We start from the raw sequence: 16,273 nt of genomic DNA, 5'->3' as shown, positions 1-16,273 counted from the left end.
ACATGACGTGGCCACGAGTGACGCAGGTCTCATCACGTCACGCCACCAGGGCTCGTTCCAGAGCCGGTGGTGCGCGATGCCGCTGCCGTAGCGCGCCGCGGTGTCGTAGGCCGGTCGTGCGAGGTTGCGTCCGTGGAAGGCCTGCTGGTGGGTCACCGGCCGTCCCACGGCGTCGATGCCCTCTCAGGCCGCGCCGTAGGGGCATCCCTCCGGCGCCCGTGCGGTCCGGTGCACGAAGGCCGGCCGCAGGTCGGGATCCTCGGGGTCGTAGTAGCGGTGGTACACCGCGGTCGCCCCTCCGGACAGGGGCGGCACGATCCAGCTCCAGTCGGTCGGCACCGGGCGCCCGTGCCGCTTCTCGCGGTCCACGTGCGCGAGGAACCGCTGCGACTCCGTGTGGTGGTCGGCCATGCTCACCCCCGCCTGCTCGTAGGAATGCAGGACCGCCAGATTGAGCTCGACCAGGGCGCGGTCCCGCCACAGGGTGCGCTCGTTGCGCGTGTCGAGGCCGAACAACTCGGCGACGGCGGGCAGCAGGTTGTAGCGGTCGGTGTCGGCGAGGTTGCGCGAGCCGATCTCGGTGCCCATGTACCAGCCGTTGAAGGGCGCGGCCGGGTACGTGACCCCGCCGATCTCCAGTGACATGTCGCTGACGGCCGGCACCGAGTACCAGCGCAGACCGAGGTCGGCGAACCCGGGATGGCGCGGATGCGTCAACGGCACCTCCAGCACGGCGTCCTCGGGCACCTCGTAGAACTCCGGGGTCAGGCCGGAGCCGGGCCGCACCAGCAACGGCAGCACCTCGAAGGGGGTTTCGCCGCCCTTCCAGCCCAAGTCCCTGGCCAGCGCCACCCGGTGGGCGCTGCGCGGGTCGTCCGCGTAGCGCACCAACTGCTCGCCCAGCAGTGTGGCGGCGGGACGGCCGGGGCGATCGGGGGCGAAGACGCTAATGACCGGCCGGATACGGCCTCCGTTGGTCGCGATCCGCAGATGCTCGAAGCACTCACGGGCGATGTCGTCGGGATGCGTGACGTGCCGCAGATCCCGCACGATCAGGTTGTTCCAGTAGAGCCGGCCTATGCAGCGCGCCGCATTGCGCCAGGCCACCCGCGCGCCGAACGCCAGCTCCGCCGGGGTGTGTTCGTACGTGCCGGAGTGCTCCACCTCCGCGGTGACCTCCGCGAGCCGCCGGCCCGGATCGCCGTCACCCGGGTTCTCGGCGGCGTACTGGCGGAGGAACACCTCGGCGGCCGCCAGGACGGCCTCGTGCGTAGACGGGCGGCGCTGAGCCAGGTCGGGCGAAGGGGGTAGTTGCACCGGATTCTTTCCTGCTCGGGGTCTGGTGCTCACACGGGCCCGGGGCGCCGGGGGTGGTCCGGCGGCCGCTCGGCCGGGAGCGGACGGGGTGAAGCCGAGTCCGGCGGGCGGGCGCGGCACGCGAGTGGCCGCACGGCCGGGGCCGGGTCGGCCGGATCAGGCCGGACGCTCAGCCCTCGGGTGGTTCCCGCAATCGCCGGGGCAGCAACGAGGCCTCGAGTACGGGCACGTCGAAGGGGTCGAAATGGATGCGTTCCTGCGGGATGCCGTGCCGGGCCAGGGTGGCGCTGGCCTGTGTGACCATGTCCACCGGCCCGGAGAGGAACGCTTCGTGCCGGTACCACGGCCCGAACTCGTTCAGTACCCGCGGCAGGGTGCCCTCCAGCCCCGCAATACGCTGGTTCGACACCGCGGCCCGCACAGAGAGCCAGTGGTGCCGCTGGGACATCCTGAGCATGTCGTCCAGGCCGTAGAGCTCCTCGGCGGTCCGCGCGCCGACGAAGACGTCCACGTAGCGCTCTGTCCCCTTGCGGGCTGCGTCCTCGACCAGGGCCTTGATGGGGGCCATGCCGGTCCCGCCGGCCACGCACACCAGATCCCGGTCGGTGCGCGGGTCGAGCGTCATGTCGCCCTGAGGAGGGCCCAGACGCACCACGTCCCCGGGCTTGGCGCTGTAGACCAGGCCCTGGCTGACCTGGCCCTTGGCGATGGCACGCACGTGGAAGGTCACGGTGTTGTCCGGTCGCGGCGCGTTCGCGGGCGAGTAGTAGCGCCACGCCTTGGGGCGCCAGGGCGTCTCCACGCTCGCGAACTGGCCTGCCGTGTACGGGTAGGGCGCGTCGGGCCGCACGGTGATTTCCGCGATGCCATGGCCGCGGTGCAGGTGGTGGATGATCTCCGCCTCCCACACCGCGGGCGCCGTGCGAGCGTCCTCCCCCGCGGCGTGCGTCATCACCTGTGCGACGACGCCGTATCCGTGCGTCCATGCGGCGGCCAACTCCGGGCTCCACGCCGGGCCGGCGTAGCGGGCCAGGGACGCGAGCAGGCACTCGCCCACCGCGGGGTAGTGGCCGTCCAGCGCCCCGAACTTGCGGTGATCGCGACCGAGCCGGCCGCAGAATCGGATCAGGTTCTCCGGGTCGTCGACGAGGTCGACGATCTGCAGCAGCCCGCGCAGCAACCGGTCGCGCTGGACGTCCATATTGTCCGGGAAGAGCCCGCGCACCTCGGGGTGGCGCGCAAAGAGAATGGCGTAGAAATATACCGTCATGTCCGCTGCGTGCGGGCCGACCACGGAGACGCTCGCGCGCATCAGGGCGATTTCCTCCGCAGTCAGCGGCACGAGGTCCGGCAGCGGACGCGGCGCCGGGGGTGGGGGAGTGGTAGCAGGCGCTGCTGATTCCGGTGGCTGCGCCGTGGCATCCGCTGCGTCACGGCGTCCTCGCGGCGCACGGGAAAATATCACCGGGCGCCTCCTGCTTCAGATTGAATCGTCATCACCATGAGGGAAATTCGGTGTCAGAGCAGTAGGGAGCGGGGACCGTCGCGACCGCTGCTCAACCGGTCGCGGCTGCCGGGGGCAGGCCGACGGCCGACGCGGGGTTCCGTTGTGCCGGATGCCCACCCAGCGCCCAGAAAGGGTCCGCCATTCGGCTGCGGCGCCGTCGCGATACGACGTCACAGATCAACTCGGAGCGACTTGGGAACGGACGGGGCGGAACTCCCTGGGACGTCCTGCCGTGCGACAGGAACTCATTCACCCTAATGCACAATCTTCACCCGTCAACCGAAGGACAGGCACAACCTCGCCGTCATTCGCGTGCATTCGTCCCGCAGACTCGCCTGCGAGGCGCGTATTCGGCGCCGAAGAGGGGGAGTTGACGCGGAACCGAGTGGAGAAAGTGTGTGGAACCGGCCGGAATCACACCGCGGCGCGGCAGCCCGGCAACTCCAGGGAATCAGCGTCCACTTCTGCCGGTGCGGTGTCGAAGCCGCTCTGAATTGCCCCGCAAAACCAGTCGGTTTCGGGAGCTGCGGTAGATTCAGAAGGCATGGCTTACGACAGCGTAATACCAGGTGAATTCACCGAGCTGAACGTGATCTCTGTCAGTAAATCCGGATATCCGGGGCATTCGGGTTCCTGGGCTGCGGTCCTGCTCTGGGAAATCCCTACCCGCGGCGACGGCCACGGCCACGCTCACCCTGGCCAACAGCCTGCTCGTTCTTGCCCTGGGGCCCGCGGTGACGGGCGTGCTCGATCGTCCCGAAGCGACACGAGCAGCCCCTGCCCGCCGAGCAGGAGCCGCTCAGCGAGCGGTTCCTGCACCGGTGGCACTGGCGAAGACTGTTGCGCGGCCGGGTCCGGCCGCTGCCGGCCGCGGGTCTCGCCGGGGTGCTGCTCGGCGTCGGCGGCATGGCCTGGCAGACCCAGGCCGGGCCGTTCGCGCCGGACGAGGTGTGGTGGGGCGCGCTGTCCCGCGATGACCTCGCCCCGACGTTCCGCAAGCCCGAGGACGTCAAGGCGGCCGAGGCGCCCGTGCTGCACGGTGGGCGCTTCTTGGACGGCCCCACCGGCAGTTGCCAGTTGACGAACAGCGACGGCGACGAGTGGGCGTTCACCGCGCGGGTGCACCGGCTGGACGACCGGGCCGGCGACGACGGCAAGTGGGCTGACGAGCTCCTCTCCGCACGCCTCACCCCGCTCGACGGAGGCCTGCTGGGCATGGCCTCGGACGACCGCGCCTGGCTCGCCGTCCCGGGACGGCTGCCTGGGCCGCCCCGGCGACCTCGACGGGCCGACCGTCGTGGACATCGCCCAGGGCACCTGGATCACCGACATGGAGCCGCGCACCAAGGAGCGGGACGGGATGGCCCGCATGGTCGTGAAGCTCGTCAACAAGGTCAGCGCGGACCTGGGCTGCACCGGCACGATCGCCGATCCCGTCGAACGCCTGCCGAAGGCCGCCCGCTACACCCGCACGGAGAAGCCGGACGCGCTCTGCGGCGCCAAGGGGCTGACCCTGGGCAAGAAACGCAGGCCGGACCACTACCCCATGATCATCGACGGGCACGGCCCGGTGCGCACCTGCGACCGCGACATCACCGGCTCGCAGCCGAAGCAGCGCCTGATGACCGCCGAGGACGTGGCAGCGGTCCGGGTGGAGGGCGTGACGCCGACACCGCATCCCGCGACAAGTACCGCCCCTGCTGCGGCGGTCACTACCCGTCTGGCTCTGATCACGGTGATATGCATGCGCTGTTCCCTCGGTGCGGTGGCCGCCGGCGACGGCCCGTTCGACCGCGGCTGTCGGATTCTCGACACCGGATCTTCGCACGAGGATCTCCTGCCCTTCGCGGTAGGGGCAGAACCGGTGAATCAGCCGCTTGACATCCATAGGGGCATCAGCCAGGCCCTCACGACTTCCGTACTGACCCATACGAATGATTCACGGGCGCCGCGGGGTGAACGATGGCACTGTGCGCCCCGAGTCGACGGTCGGGTAGCCGCTCGCGACCATAAGTTGACTCGTGTGTCGCTGAGCTACGCCTTTGTGAACCTGAAGCCCGGGGTGGGAAAGACGACCAGCGCGGTCTGGTTGGCCCACGCACTTCACGAGTCGGGATTCCCACCGCTGCTGGTCGACAGCGACCCCGCCTCTTCCGCGCTGCGCTGGAGCGAATTGGCAGGTGGCTTCCCGTTTCCTGTGGTCGCCCTTCCGGTCGGCGATGTGCACCGGCGCGTGAACGACTTCCTGGGCGACCGGCAGGCTGTCGTATTCGACGCCCCGCAGCTGGAGGACCACGCGCACATCGCCCGCAGCATCATGAGGTACGCAAGCGAGTGGATCGTGCCGGTGACTCCGGCTCCCATCGAGCTGGATCGCATGGCGCCCATCGGTGGCGAGATGGGCGACGTACAGTCCTTGCGCGTTGAGCCGGCCCACGCCGCCGTTCTGTTGAACCGGACGAATCGTGCCGACGCCACGCGTACCGGTCCCGATGCCGACGCCCGCGAAGCTCTCACCGAGCGGGGCTTCGACGTGTTGTCCACGCACATTCCGCGGCTCGATCTGTACGCCCAGTCATTCGGAAGTCCGGTGGAAGTCAAAGCCTCGGCGTACATGGACCTCGCAGACGAACTCATCAAGCGACAGGACAGGGCATGAATCAGCGGAAGGACACCTACCGAGCCGCATTGCAGCGCGGACCGGACGCCGGCGTACCACGTCCCGTCAAAGTCACTCAGCTGCACACCCGGTACGTGCGGGTGACCATCGAGCTCGACGCCGGCTTGCCGCGTGACCTCGTGCAATGGGCAGGGGCAACGGTCTCCGCGATGGCGCGGGCCGGCGCCGCCGCCCTGCGACCCCTGAGCAGCGCCCCATGAGCCGGGTGACGCAGTCGTGCGTGCACCGGCCTCCGCTCGCCCACTGGTGGGGGATGTTGCGTTCTGCACGGCGAAGAACCGGCCGCGTGTCTTGATGGCGAAGACACGGTCGAAGTCGGCGGATGTGTCGGCGTCCAGCTTGTTGAAATGCTCGGTTCCGGCGTTGCTGACCGGGTGTTCTCAACGTACGGCCTGAGATCGGATTCCCGGCGGATCGGGTTCACGGGCCGTGTTGAGGGCGGTGAGCTTGACACGGATCCGGTCGGCGTGGGGGTGATCGAGTTCGGTGAGAATGGTCAAAGCATGTTGCCAGGCATCGTGGGTGGCATCGGGGTCGTGCGAGGCGTGGTGGGCGTCGCCGAGGCGGTCGAGGATGTCCGCTTCCAGGTAACGATCGCCGAGGTCGCGGCACAGGCTGAGGGCGTGTTGGTAGCACGTGACGGCCTGGGAGTGGTGGCCGAGGTGGTGGTGGGCGTAGGCAATGCTGTCCCAGGCATAGGCCTGCCCTTCGCGGTCGTGGAATTCCTCGAGCAGAGGCAGAGCCTCTTGGCAGCAGACCAGGGCCTGTCCATGGTCCCCGAGGCGGGCGTGGGACCAGCCGATGGCGGTCAGTGCCTGGGCCTGCCCCAGTCGGTGGCCAGTGGCCTGGTACAAGGCATGGGCTTGGCGGACGTGCGCGAGGATTTCGGGGACGGCACGGGGGCCCTGTCGTGCCTGCACCCTGGCGAGGTCGATGTAGGCACCAGCCTGCCCGGGCAGGTTACCGGCCCGGCCGAACAGGTCCAGGGCATGGCGCAGGTGAGAGCGCGCGCCGTCAAGGTTGCCGTGGCGGCGGTGGGCGCGGGCGACGATATGGTGGGCGACGGGCTGCCCGAGAGGGTCGGCCAGCCGGTTGGCAGCGTCTATCGCGGCGCTGCCGACGGCGGCCAGATCGTGCCAGTGTCCGCGCCGATCGAGGAAGGCCGTGAGGGCCTGCGCCAGCTGCCAGGTGTGGGTGTCGAATCCGGTGGCGACGGCGTGGCCTACGGCGGCCAGCACAGTGGTGTGTTCGGAGGTCAACCAGGCCAGCGCCCGCTCGTGGTCGGCGGGGCGTTCCGGGGAGACCCCGGGTTGTGGCGGGGGCAGGGTCAGCGAGTCCCGGGCCGGTTCCAGGAGCCGGGCGGCAGCGTGCGCGGTGTGCACGTAGTGATCCAACATCCGATGTACAGCGGCGTGACGGTCCTCTTCGGGGTCGGTGGAATCGGCCTGCTCCGTGGCGTACTCGCGCAGCAGGTCGTGGAAGGCGTACCGGCCGAAGGTGTGCTCGGTCAGCAGACTGGCTCGGGTCAGCTCAGCCAGCAGCCCCCGAACACGGGATGGGGGCAGGGCCGCCAGGCTGGCCGCTGCTGCAGCGGAGATGTCCGGTCCGGGATGCAGCCCGAGCAACCGGAACAGCCGGGCCGCCGATGGGGTGAGCGCGGTGTAGGACCAGGAGAACACCGCCCGCACTTCACTGGCCGGGTCATCGGCGGACAGGACGTCCAGCCGCTGGCTGGCCTCGTTCAGCTCCGCTGCCAGGGTGGCGAGGGGGAAGCCGGTCTGGGCGGCGCGGGTGGCAGCGATGGTCAGCGCGAGCGGGAGCCGGGCACACTGGGTGATGACCTGCTGCACCGCATGGGGTTCTGCGGCCACCCGCCCGGGTCCGAGCCGACGGCACAGCAGCTCCCGCGCTTCATCCTCGGTGAGCAGGTCCAGGCTGATCGGGTGAGCGCCGTCCACGGCGACCAGGCCGGACAGCCGGTTGCGGCTGGTCACCACGGCCACTGCCCCCGCGGTGCCGGGCAGCAGCGGTCTGACCTGCTGGGCGTCCAGGGCGTTGTCCAGCAACACGAGGATTTTCTTGCCGTCCAGCAGGCTGCGGTACAAGGCGATCAGCGCCTGTGGGCTCAGCGGCATGTGCTGCGGGGCAACGCCGAGGGCGTCGAGGAAGCCACGCACCGCGTCGGCCGGGTCCATCGCCTGCGCCCGTGGGTCAAACCCTCGGAGGTTCACATACAACTGTCCGTCGGGAAACCGGTCCCGAACCTGGTGCGCCCAGTGCACCGCCAGCGCGGTTTTACCGATTCCGGCGCTCCCACCGATCGACGTGATCACCACGGTCCCCGCGTCGGCGGCCGACTCCACCTGCTCGGTGAGCGCGGTCAACTCGCGGACCCGACCGGTGAGGTGGGCGACTGCAGCGGGAAGTTGGTGGGGAACCACCGCAACCTTTGGCTCAAGGACGGACAGAGTGCCCAGCGTGGACAGCGACGGATCGGCGGTGAGTATCTGGTGGTGCAGGCGCTGTACATCCGGACCGGGATCGGTGCCCAACTCATCGGCGAGTCGACGGCGTAGCACCTGATAGTGCTCCAGGGCGTCGGCCTGGCGGCCACTGCGGTACAGGGCGAGCATCATCTGGCCGGCCACGCACTCGTCCAACGGGTACTGCGTTGCGCGAGCCGACAGGCTCGGGAGAAGTTCCGTGTGCTGGCCGCAGCGCAACGCGACGTCGGCGTGACTGAGTTCAGCGGCCAGCCGTTCGTTCTCCAAGGCGATACGGAGGCTGGTCGCCCACGGTGTCTCCAGACCGGACAACGGCTCGCTCCGCCACAGTTGCAGGGCTTGCTCCAGGAGCTCCAAGGCCTGCCGACTGTCTCGGACGGTCCGGGCTTGGGTGAGCAGGCGGCGAAAACGATGTACGTCCACGGTCTGTTCGTCAACGGCGAGCAGATAGCCGCCGGAGCGGCGGTCCAGGCGGACCTCGTCGTCGACGGTGCGCAGCGCTTTGCGCAGCCGGGACAGGTAGTTGTATACGGTCTCCCGCCCACGTTGCGGACAATGCTCGCCCCACACGCGGTCGAGCAACTGGTCTGTGGATACAAGGCGATTGGCCTCCACCAGCAGCACAGCCAGCACCGCGCGCTGCTTCGGGTGCCCCAGGTCGACCTCCACGCCACCGTACTGGGCCTCGACGCTACCGAACAACCGGTACCTGACCGCCATCACAACCCCCGCCCCGAGGCATCCCTACTCCGGTTTACCAACGTGATCAGCGAGTTTTAGGTTCTTCGCACACTTCCCACACGAGCGAACCTTCATCGTGGTTCCGCAAGCTCGACGTGCGGCACGGCCACACGTCGACTGCCATGGGGGACCGAGCAATACACAGCGTTGGTCGGCTTCCTTGGACATTCGTCCATACGAGATGGGGGAAGATCGTGAACATCCGCAACAGCGTCGTTCTGGCGGCAGTCGGCACGGCCCTGGCAGGCGGCCTGGGCCTCGCCCCGACCGCCGCCGCCGCGCCGGCGATGCCTTCGGCGAGCCAGAGTTGCTGGTACGGGGGAACCCACACCACCACCGGCGGCCGGATGCAGTACTACGAGTGCCGGCGCACCTACAACGGCCGGATCCAGAGCAGCATCAAGATGCGCGTGGAGGACACCAGGAAGGACGGCTACTGCGTCCGCGGAGACGGTCGTATCGGCAACAGCCCCAGCACCGCTGGACTGCGCCTGCGGGTGACGGACTGCTCCACCGGCACCTGGACCTCCTGGCACATCAGCGGCTGGTGGAACGGCCTGCAGGCCTACGAGTACGTCTACCGCGTCCGCTGACCCGGCCCCGGCCCGCCCCGGCTGACCGGGGCGGGCCGACGCGCACCGCCGCTGTCCGGCCGGGCCGACTCCGGCTCGTGGTGCCGGGGATGGCCCAGTGCCGCTTGTCGCTCAGCAACGCACTTCAAGCCAAATGCGCCCTGGACCAGCCTGACGATCTCGGCCTTCGACGCTCGGGGAAGGGGAACCCGGTGACCCCGGGTGGTCAACCCGGAGGGTGACTCCGGGTGAGGCTTGCTGGTGGATCTCGCATCCGGACACGCCCTGGCGTGATCGCGACCGTATCGTTGGTGGTCAACTCGCTGCCGGCTCGCTCGTTCAGCGGCGCAGCCCTGGAGGCAGCGTTCCACCGCTCCGCCTTCCCCACCGCCGTCGGCCCGCAGGGGACACCCGGTCACGCGGATACCCCGTATGGGCAAGGAAGGCCTCGACAACCTTCTGCGCGGGCCGGTGCGGGCGCACCGCCATCAGCACCGCTTCGGCTCCGTTCGGCAGCGGTGGTGCCACCAGGGCTATTTCGTCCCCAGACCGCAGACGCAGCACCAGTCCCCGCAGCCGGTACTCGTCCCCGGGCACGGTCCGCAGGCGCGCGTGCAACTGGTCCTGCGCCGGAGAGCAGAGCCGTACGTGGGCCAGCAGTGCCCCGTGCTTGAACTCCTCCCAGCGGCCGAGCCCAAGGTTGCGGAACGGCGGCTCCTGCCATGGCCGCAGCGCGTCCAGACGATCCAGCAGACGCCGCAGGAAGCGTCGGACCGACGGCTCGTCATGCGGCTGCCAGGAGAGGTCCGTTGCCCAGGCGTCCGCGGCGAGTGCCGCCTCGATCCCGGCGTACTGCTCTTCTGTGGTGAGGTCGTGGAACGGCCGCTCCAGGATCATGCGACTGATGCGCTCGACTTCCTCATCGGCCAGTTCCCGGCTGAACTGCAGGCAGTAGAGGATCGCTACAAGAACCCCGGAATTCATGCGCACAGTATGACCACCCAACTCCCCAACCGGGGGGCCGCACCGAACCGGCGTGCGGGAGGGGACAGTCAGGCCCTGGTCGGTGCCCCAGGTTGCGGGCCGGCGAGGCACCCACTGCGGAGTCGACCGCCATGGCCGCCGGGCGCAGCTCATTGCTCCACCTCGGCCGGCTGGTTGGCTTCGAATGGCCGGGGAAACGTTCGGCTCTTTGGATATGTTGGTCAAGTGGCCCGGGAGATCGCCCAGTTGAACTATTCAGTCCACCCCCTGTGCAGCCGGTTCGGGTCGAGTGTCGAAGGGATACGTCCGTGGAACCTGTGACAGCCGAACTTCTCATGGCCCTGGCGAGCGGGGCCGCGGGAGCCGCGGGGCAGAGCCTGTGGGAGCGGCTTCGTGGGCTCGTACGAAGAGACGCCTCCACAGGTGAGGGTGGAGACCAGCAGGCCGCCGAAGGCGAGTTGGTCGCGCTCGACGAGGACGCCAGGAACACCCTGCGCGCCCGCGAACTCGCCGACGCCCTCGTCCTGCGCGCCCGCCACGACCCGGCCTTCGCGGAGGCGCTTGAGCTGTGGCGCCAGGAGGCCGAGAGGGTCCACAGCGGTGGGGGCGGCGGTGATATGCACCAGGAGGTGTCGGGCGGCACCCAGCGCAATGTCGTCTTCACCAGGGACGTACACGGTTCGATCAACCTGGACTGAAGGGCGCGGCTGTGAAGCACGGGGGCGCCGACGGCTCTCATCAGGAGATTTCCGGCGGCACACAGCAGAACGTCCTTTTCACGCGCGACATCCAGACCGTGGAGATCCACGGGGATTACGAGATCCACTCGGGCTTCGGTCCCGTCGTGTCCTCGCGCCGCCTTGCCGGCCCGCTCGTCCGCCTCGGCATCGCGCTCCTCGGTCTCTTCCTCCTCTTCGCCCGCCCCGAACTGCCCCTCCCTGAAAGGTTCGACCCGGGCCCGGTCATCGGCGGGTGGCTCCTGGTCGCGGGCGCGATCGTGCTCGATGCCGGTACGAGGGTGAGCGCCATGGTCGCCCGGCGCCGCCGCGCCGTCTGGCGGTCTGAGAAGAATCTCTCGCGCGCGGTCGAAGCCCTGGCCGAGGGCCTCGCCTTCCGATACGACCAGGACGAACGGCTGACGAGGATCAACGACCCGTATCCGCTCGACGTGAGCTGGACGACCGAGTCGGAACCCGGTTCCGGTTCCGGTTCCGACGACGATCCTGCCTCCATCGCGGACTATTTCTCCTCCACCCCCTTCCGGCGCCTCGTCGTCCTCGGCGGCGCGGGCGCCGGCAAGTCCGTTCTCGTCCTGCGTCTCGCGCACGAACTCCTGAGCCGGCGTACCCGCGGCTCCCAGGACCCCGTACCCGCCGTGGTCTCCCTGGCGTCCTGGGATCCTGGACAGGGCCTGCTGACCTGGCTGGCAGGGCAGTTGGCGGCCGAGTATCCGGATGCCTGCACTCCGGTCGCGGGTGCGCCCCCGGTCGACGTCGCCTTCCATCTGCTGCTGGCCCGAAGGGTTCTGCCCGTACTCGACGGCTTCGACGAACTGCCCGAGCACCGGCGCACGGACGCCCTCCAGCAGATCACAGAGACGATGGTGGGCCGCCGCTCGTTCGTCCTCACCAGCCGTGAGCCCGAGTTCCGGGAACACGCCCCGGACGAGGGTGTGTTCAAGCGCACCGAGATCCGCCTGAGCCCACTGAGCGACGACGCGGTACGGGCGTATCTCAGCCCGGGACGGAACCGTACCCGCTGGACTCCGGTACTCGACCGGCTCGGCGACCGCTCCGCCGACACGCCCGAGGTACGGCGGCTGCGGGACGCTTTGAACGTGCCGCTCATGGTGGGCCTCGCCCGGGTCGCGTATGCGCGCGGGGACTCGGACCCGGGGGAACTGCTGGAGCCCGGCAGATTCGACGACCGGCGGGACATCGAGCGGCATCTGTACGACGCGTTCCTCGATGTCGTCTACAGCGGCTCGCACGACGTACGGGCCGCCCACGGCGGATGGGCGCCGGAACGGGCGCGCGCATGGGCGGCGTTTCTCGCCGCGCGGATGAAGGAGGCGGGCGAGCAGGACCTCGCCTGGTGGAAACTCGACGAGATGGTGCCACGGATCGTGCGCGCGCTCACGCTGGTTCCGGCGTTCGTCATGGTCGCACTGCTGGTCGCACCGATCGAATTCGGGCCGCCCTGGTGGGGCACGTGGCTACCGTTGAAGCGTGCGTTCGCGCTGCTGTGCGGCCTGGCGCTGACGTCGGCGGCGGCGGCTCCGGCCTCTTGGCGGTTCCCGCCGCGCCGCCCGACCCGGCCTGGCGGGGCCGAGATCCGCGCGGTGCTCGGCAGGCGCGCCGTCCAGGTGCCGGCGGTTCCCACGTCGCTCGCACTGGTGACGGGCTGGGCCACCGTGCTGGCCACCGACGCCATGAGTCCCTTGCTGATGGCGATGGCGACAGTGTGGGCTCTGTGGGTGTACGGAGCGCGAGTCCTCGGTTTCGTCTGGCGCAGCTCCGACCCGGCGCTGGCCGACACCCCGGCCGGGCTGCTGCGCGCCGACCGGCGCGGGGTCCTGGCCCTCGGCTGGCTCGCACCGGTCAGAAAGGAGGTGGAGGAATCACCCCTGGCTGTGCTGGTGCTGCCGCTCGCCATGCTCATGGCCTGGCAGATGTTCGCCGGTTCGGACGTCGTCTCCGCTCGCGACTGGCTCCTTCTGGCCATCGGACTGCCGCTCGCCTGGGTGCTGTACTCCTTCGGTGCGTCCGCCTGGGGCGGCTTCGCCGTCGCGCGTCTGTACTTCTGGGCCACGGGCAGGCTGCCCTGGCAGCTCATGGCGTTCTTGGAGGACGCCCATGCGCGTGGGGTGCTGCGTCAGTCCGGTGGTGTGTACCGCTTCCGGCACATCGAGCTGCGGGACAGGCTGGCGCAGGGCGCGAGTGGCGGCGCGGACACGAGCAGGCGCAGTCATGGGCGCTTCGGCGCGCCAGACGGTGTGCCGGCCACCCTGATCGGGATGGTGACCATGCTGGCAGTGCTGACAGTCGCCTCCGGAGCGTTGATCGCGGAACCGCTGCCGGCCCCGTTCCGCTCGCTGCCCGATGCCTGCGGGCTGCTTGCGCAGCAGGACCTCGACCGGCTGATGACGGATCCCGCCAAACTCGCCGACGCTGACGGCGAGGAGTGCAGCGTGGGCGAGCAGGCGCCGTTCTCCCGGAACACCCGGGTCAGTATTGTCGCCCAACTGGAGACAGGGGAGGGGCGCGCTCTCACGGGGGCGCGCAAGGCGCAGTCGATGTACTGGCGTGTACGTGCCGCGGCGAAGGGTCGTGCCGCGGTGGTCACGGGCGGTGGCGTCTTCCGTGAGCTGACCGGATTCGGCCACGAGGCATACCTGGCAGCCCTGCCCACCTCGGCTACCGACACCGACGAGATCAGTTCGCCGAGCGGGTACGCCCAAGTCGGTGTGCGCACCGGCAACGCGGTCCTGTACGTCAACTACCAGGAGGAGTTCGCATCCCCCGACCGGGCCGGGGAGGTCGCCCAGATCCTGGCCCGGGAGGCAGCGCGCCGCGCCGGGCTGACCGGCGGCGATGTCGAAGACGTAAGTACGGTTTCTACCGGCAAGGAGAAGGGGGTCAAAAATACGCCGATCAGCGTCCGGTCGCTCGCCGATCTGCCACCCCCGGCGAAGACACCGGCGAAGGACAACAGGTTCGCGTACTACTCCCGTCGCCCCGCGCAGTCGGTGTACGGAGCGACCTGGGCGAGTGACGAGCGGTCCTACCTCTGGAATCTCTGGCGGTTCCCCTTGGTGTTCCGGGCCCCGAAGCACCTCGACTGCGAGCGCAAGGAAGTCGACGACCCGATCACGTACACCTGCAAGAGCAGACGCGCGAATGTGAAGGCGGGGTTTCTGCCCGATCTGCGACTCGAATTCCGGTCCCACTACTGCGGCAGCTCCTGCAGCGACCAGGAGACGGCTGCGTTCCTACGCGGCATTCCCGACCATGCGCAGACCTCGTGGACGAAGGCCGACGACTCCACGTACTACGCGACGGATCGGTCCGGCGAGCCGGAGCGCTACCGCGTGGCGATGAAGCGTTACTGGGGCTGGCAGGACAAGAGCGCACATGCCCAGCACACCTACCTGCTCTGGGTCAGGGTCGACATTGCGGAGGAGGACGACGACATGGCCCAGAAGATCGTGAACGACATGTTCACGCAGACCGGCGGCTTCCGCGAGGTGAAGTCCGACTGAGCGGGGAGGAAGGCCCGACGCCCATATCCCGACCTCTGCCAGGCCCTGCGGCGCGGTGGCTGAGGCCGCACTTGGGTGGAGGGTCGGCCCGCGACCATCCCGCACAGGCCGCACTCCCCGCTACCCTTCCCACCAGCAGGCCGTTGATCAGCACAAATACAGAAGTCCGGCTGGAGTACTCGGTCCGGTATGCCTGAAAATGCTCACCCCACCACGAAACGTCCACTCCCGGGCAGCGCGTTTTCGGCCGCCTCGGCCGTCTGTCCGCCCCCAGCTGACACCGAATGTCTTCTATGACCGTAACGTCTCCGAGGGCGACTCCCCGAACTGTTGGCGGTACGCGAGTGAGAAGCGGCCGGGGTGCAGGAAGCCCCAGCGGGATGCGACGGCGGTGACGGTCGTGGCACCCGGGTCGGAGGCCAGGAGTTCCTTGCGTACGCGGTCCAGGCGGACCTCGCGCAGGTACGCGAGCGGTGTCGTGTCGAGGTGCCGACGGAAGCCTTCCTGGAGGGCCCGCACGCCGACGCCGACGCATTCCGCGATCTCGGCGACCGTCAGCGGCTCGGCGGCGTGCCCCTCGATGACCTCCATGGCGCGGCGGACCGCGGGCGGTGCGACGCGCGGCTGCTCGCCGAGCAGCGCCGACGTGTAGTTGTTGGGCTGGGCCATCAACAGCTGGGTCATGAGGAGTGATTCAAGCTGTTTTGTCACGATGGGCCGGCTTGTCATGCCGCCAGACCCCTCCGCCTCCCGGCGCATGAGGTCGACGATGTTGAGCCAGGAGCGGTTGCCCGGTGTGGTGAGGTCCATGCCGAGCGAGAAGAAGATCGGGCGGCGCACGGTGCGGCCGAGCAGGCCACCCAGGTGAGATTCCAGGGACGATCGGTCGAACCACACGATCAGCTGCGGATTGCCGGCACCCCAGCGCATGTCCAACTTTCCGGTCGGAGAGGGGACAGAGGCGAGTTCGGGGGAGGAAATGATCTCCTCGCGGCCGCAGGCGATCTCGGCGTGACCGGCGAGGGGGATCTGGACAAGGAAAAAGCTCTCCAAGTCGCCCGGGGTGATCCGGACTTCCGTTCCGTAATCGAGGTAATACAGACCTGTTTGATCAAAGGGTGCACCGTGCAGCCGGGCGTCGAGCGTCGCCGAGCGCCGCGTGATGCGCAACTCATGCGGACAGAAGGCGCGGCCGACCTCGGCCCGCGCCTCCCAAATGTCCGCTGTATGGAAGCGCTGGTGATTTGCGAGGGGGAGCTCTTCAGCGGGCATGTGAACCTCCACCGCCGAGACGCGCGATCAGGACAGCGACCCGCGTGATCCGGATAGCAAAGATGATCTTTGCATACCAAGGTTGATCCCCGGCCGCTTCGGACCCGAGAAGAAACCAGGGATTCAACGATGCAGGGAGTGCCGGGCCGGACTGCGCTCGTCACGGGAGCGGAGCCACGCCCAGCGGACAGCCCGTCGCATGCGCGCCGCGCGTGCGACGCGCGACCGGTGAGGCGAGGGCCGCCGGGGCCGTACCCCCGCACGTCGCGGCACCCTTGCCTCGGCCGCCCCGGCTCGCCGAGTCGGCCGGGCCCCCTTGAGCCGGCCGGGTGGCCCGGGACCCATCCCCCGGTCCCACGGGTGACACAGCTTCCCGCGGCTGCCCGCCGGCGGGGAGCCGTATTCCACACATCCGTGCTCCCCACTCGTTGACGC

Annotated in this window: 10 protein-coding genes; 5 read left to right on the top strand and 5 right to left on the bottom strand. The window is 69.2% G+C overall.

Features of this window, described 5'->3' with window-relative positions:
* Positions 1–183: 183 nt before the first annotated feature.
* Positions 184–1,317: a nitric oxide synthase oxygenase gene (locus ACWD5D_RS26695; protein ID WP_451375284.1), complete on the bottom strand. Its 1,134-nt coding sequence runs from the start codon at positions 1,315–1,317 to the stop codon at positions 184–186.
* Positions 1,318–1,486: 169 nt separating this feature from the next.
* The gene (locus tag ACWD5D_RS26690) at positions 1,487–2,629 is read right to left on the bottom strand and encodes a globin domain-containing protein (protein WP_451375283.1); all 1,143 of its coding nucleotides are present in this window, start codon (positions 2,627–2,629) and stop codon (positions 1,487–1,489) included.
* A gap of 1,492 nt (positions 2,630–4,121) precedes the next feature.
* Here ACWD5D_RS26690 and ACWD5D_RS26685 point away from each other — a divergent pair.
* A complete protein-coding gene (locus tag ACWD5D_RS26685) occupies positions 4,122–5,483 on the top strand; it encodes a nucleotide-binding protein (protein WP_451375282.1) in 1,362 nt (453 codons plus the stop codon).
* Positions 5,480–5,704 (top strand): hypothetical protein, encoded by a 225-nt coding sequence (locus ACWD5D_RS26680; RefSeq protein ID WP_451375281.1) that lies wholly within the window; start codon positions 5,480–5,482, stop codon positions 5,702–5,704. Before ACWD5D_RS26685 ends, ACWD5D_RS26680 begins: the two co-directional genes overlap by 4 nt.
* A 180-nt stretch (positions 5,705–5,884) precedes the next feature.
* Here the strand turns inward: ACWD5D_RS26680 and ACWD5D_RS26675 are convergent, their stop codons facing one another.
* A complete protein-coding gene (locus tag ACWD5D_RS26675) occupies positions 5,885–8,728 on the bottom strand; it encodes a BTAD domain-containing putative transcriptional regulator (protein ID WP_451375280.1) in 2,844 nt (947 codons plus the stop codon).
* A gap of 215 nt (positions 8,729–8,943) precedes the next feature.
* On the opposite strand from ACWD5D_RS26675, the gene ACWD5D_RS26670 reads away from it, so the two are divergent.
* On the top strand, positions 8,944–9,342 hold the full coding sequence (locus ACWD5D_RS26670) for a hypothetical protein (protein WP_451375279.1): 399 nt from the start codon (positions 8,944–8,946) through the stop codon (positions 9,340–9,342).
* Between the two features lie 318 nt (positions 9,343–9,660).
* Here ACWD5D_RS26670 and ACWD5D_RS26665 read toward each other — a convergent pair whose 3' ends face one another.
* Positions 9,661–10,305, bottom strand: coding sequence for a hypothetical protein (locus tag ACWD5D_RS26665; protein ID WP_451375278.1), 645 nt, complete (start codon positions 10,303–10,305; stop codon positions 9,661–9,663).
* Between the two features lie 308 nt (positions 10,306–10,613).
* Between ACWD5D_RS26665 and ACWD5D_RS26660 the strand changes: the two genes are divergently transcribed.
* A complete protein-coding gene (locus ACWD5D_RS26660; RefSeq protein WP_451375277.1) occupies positions 10,614–11,003 on the top strand; it encodes a hypothetical protein in 390 nt (129 codons plus the stop codon).
* Positions 11,004–11,014: 11 nt separating this feature from the next.
* Complete coding sequence (locus ACWD5D_RS26655) at positions 11,015–14,566, top strand: NACHT domain-containing protein (protein WP_451375276.1); 3,552 nt, start codon at positions 11,015–11,017, stop codon at positions 14,564–14,566.
* A 291-nt stretch (positions 14,567–14,857) separates the two neighbouring features.
* Here the strand turns inward: ACWD5D_RS26655 and ACWD5D_RS26650 are convergent, their stop codons facing one another.
* Complete coding sequence (locus ACWD5D_RS26650; protein WP_451375275.1) at positions 14,858–15,838, bottom strand: AraC family transcriptional regulator; 981 nt, start codon at positions 15,836–15,838, stop codon at positions 14,858–14,860.
* Positions 15,839–16,273: the final 435 nt, after the last annotated feature.

It is taken from the genome of Streptomyces sp. NPDC002520 (assembly GCF_053595235.1).
The sequence above is the reverse complement of the archived record's forward strand: the minus strand, read 5'-3'. Positions and strand labels throughout refer to the sequence as shown.

Excerpts from the sequence above, each read along its gene's own strand:
- ACWD5D_RS26650 (WP_451375275.1), bottom strand. The coding sequence starts at position 15,838 with ATGCCCGCTGAAGAGCTCCCCCTCGCAAATCACCAGCGCTTCCATACA.
- ACWD5D_RS26680 (WP_451375281.1), top strand. The coding sequence starts at position 5,480 with ATGAATCAGCGGAAGGACACCTACCGAGCCGCATTGCAGCGCGGACCG.
- ACWD5D_RS26675 (WP_451375280.1), bottom strand. The coding sequence starts at position 8,728 with ATGGCGGTCAGGTACCGGTTGTTCGGTAGCGTCGAGGCCCAGTACGGT.
- ACWD5D_RS26665 (WP_451375278.1), bottom strand. The coding sequence starts at position 10,305 with ATGAATTCCGGGGTTCTTGTAGCGATCCTCTACTGCCTGCAGTTCAGC.
- ACWD5D_RS26690 (WP_451375283.1), bottom strand. The coding sequence starts at position 2,629 with ATGCGCGCGAGCGTCTCCGTGGTCGGCCCGCACGCAGCGGACATGACG.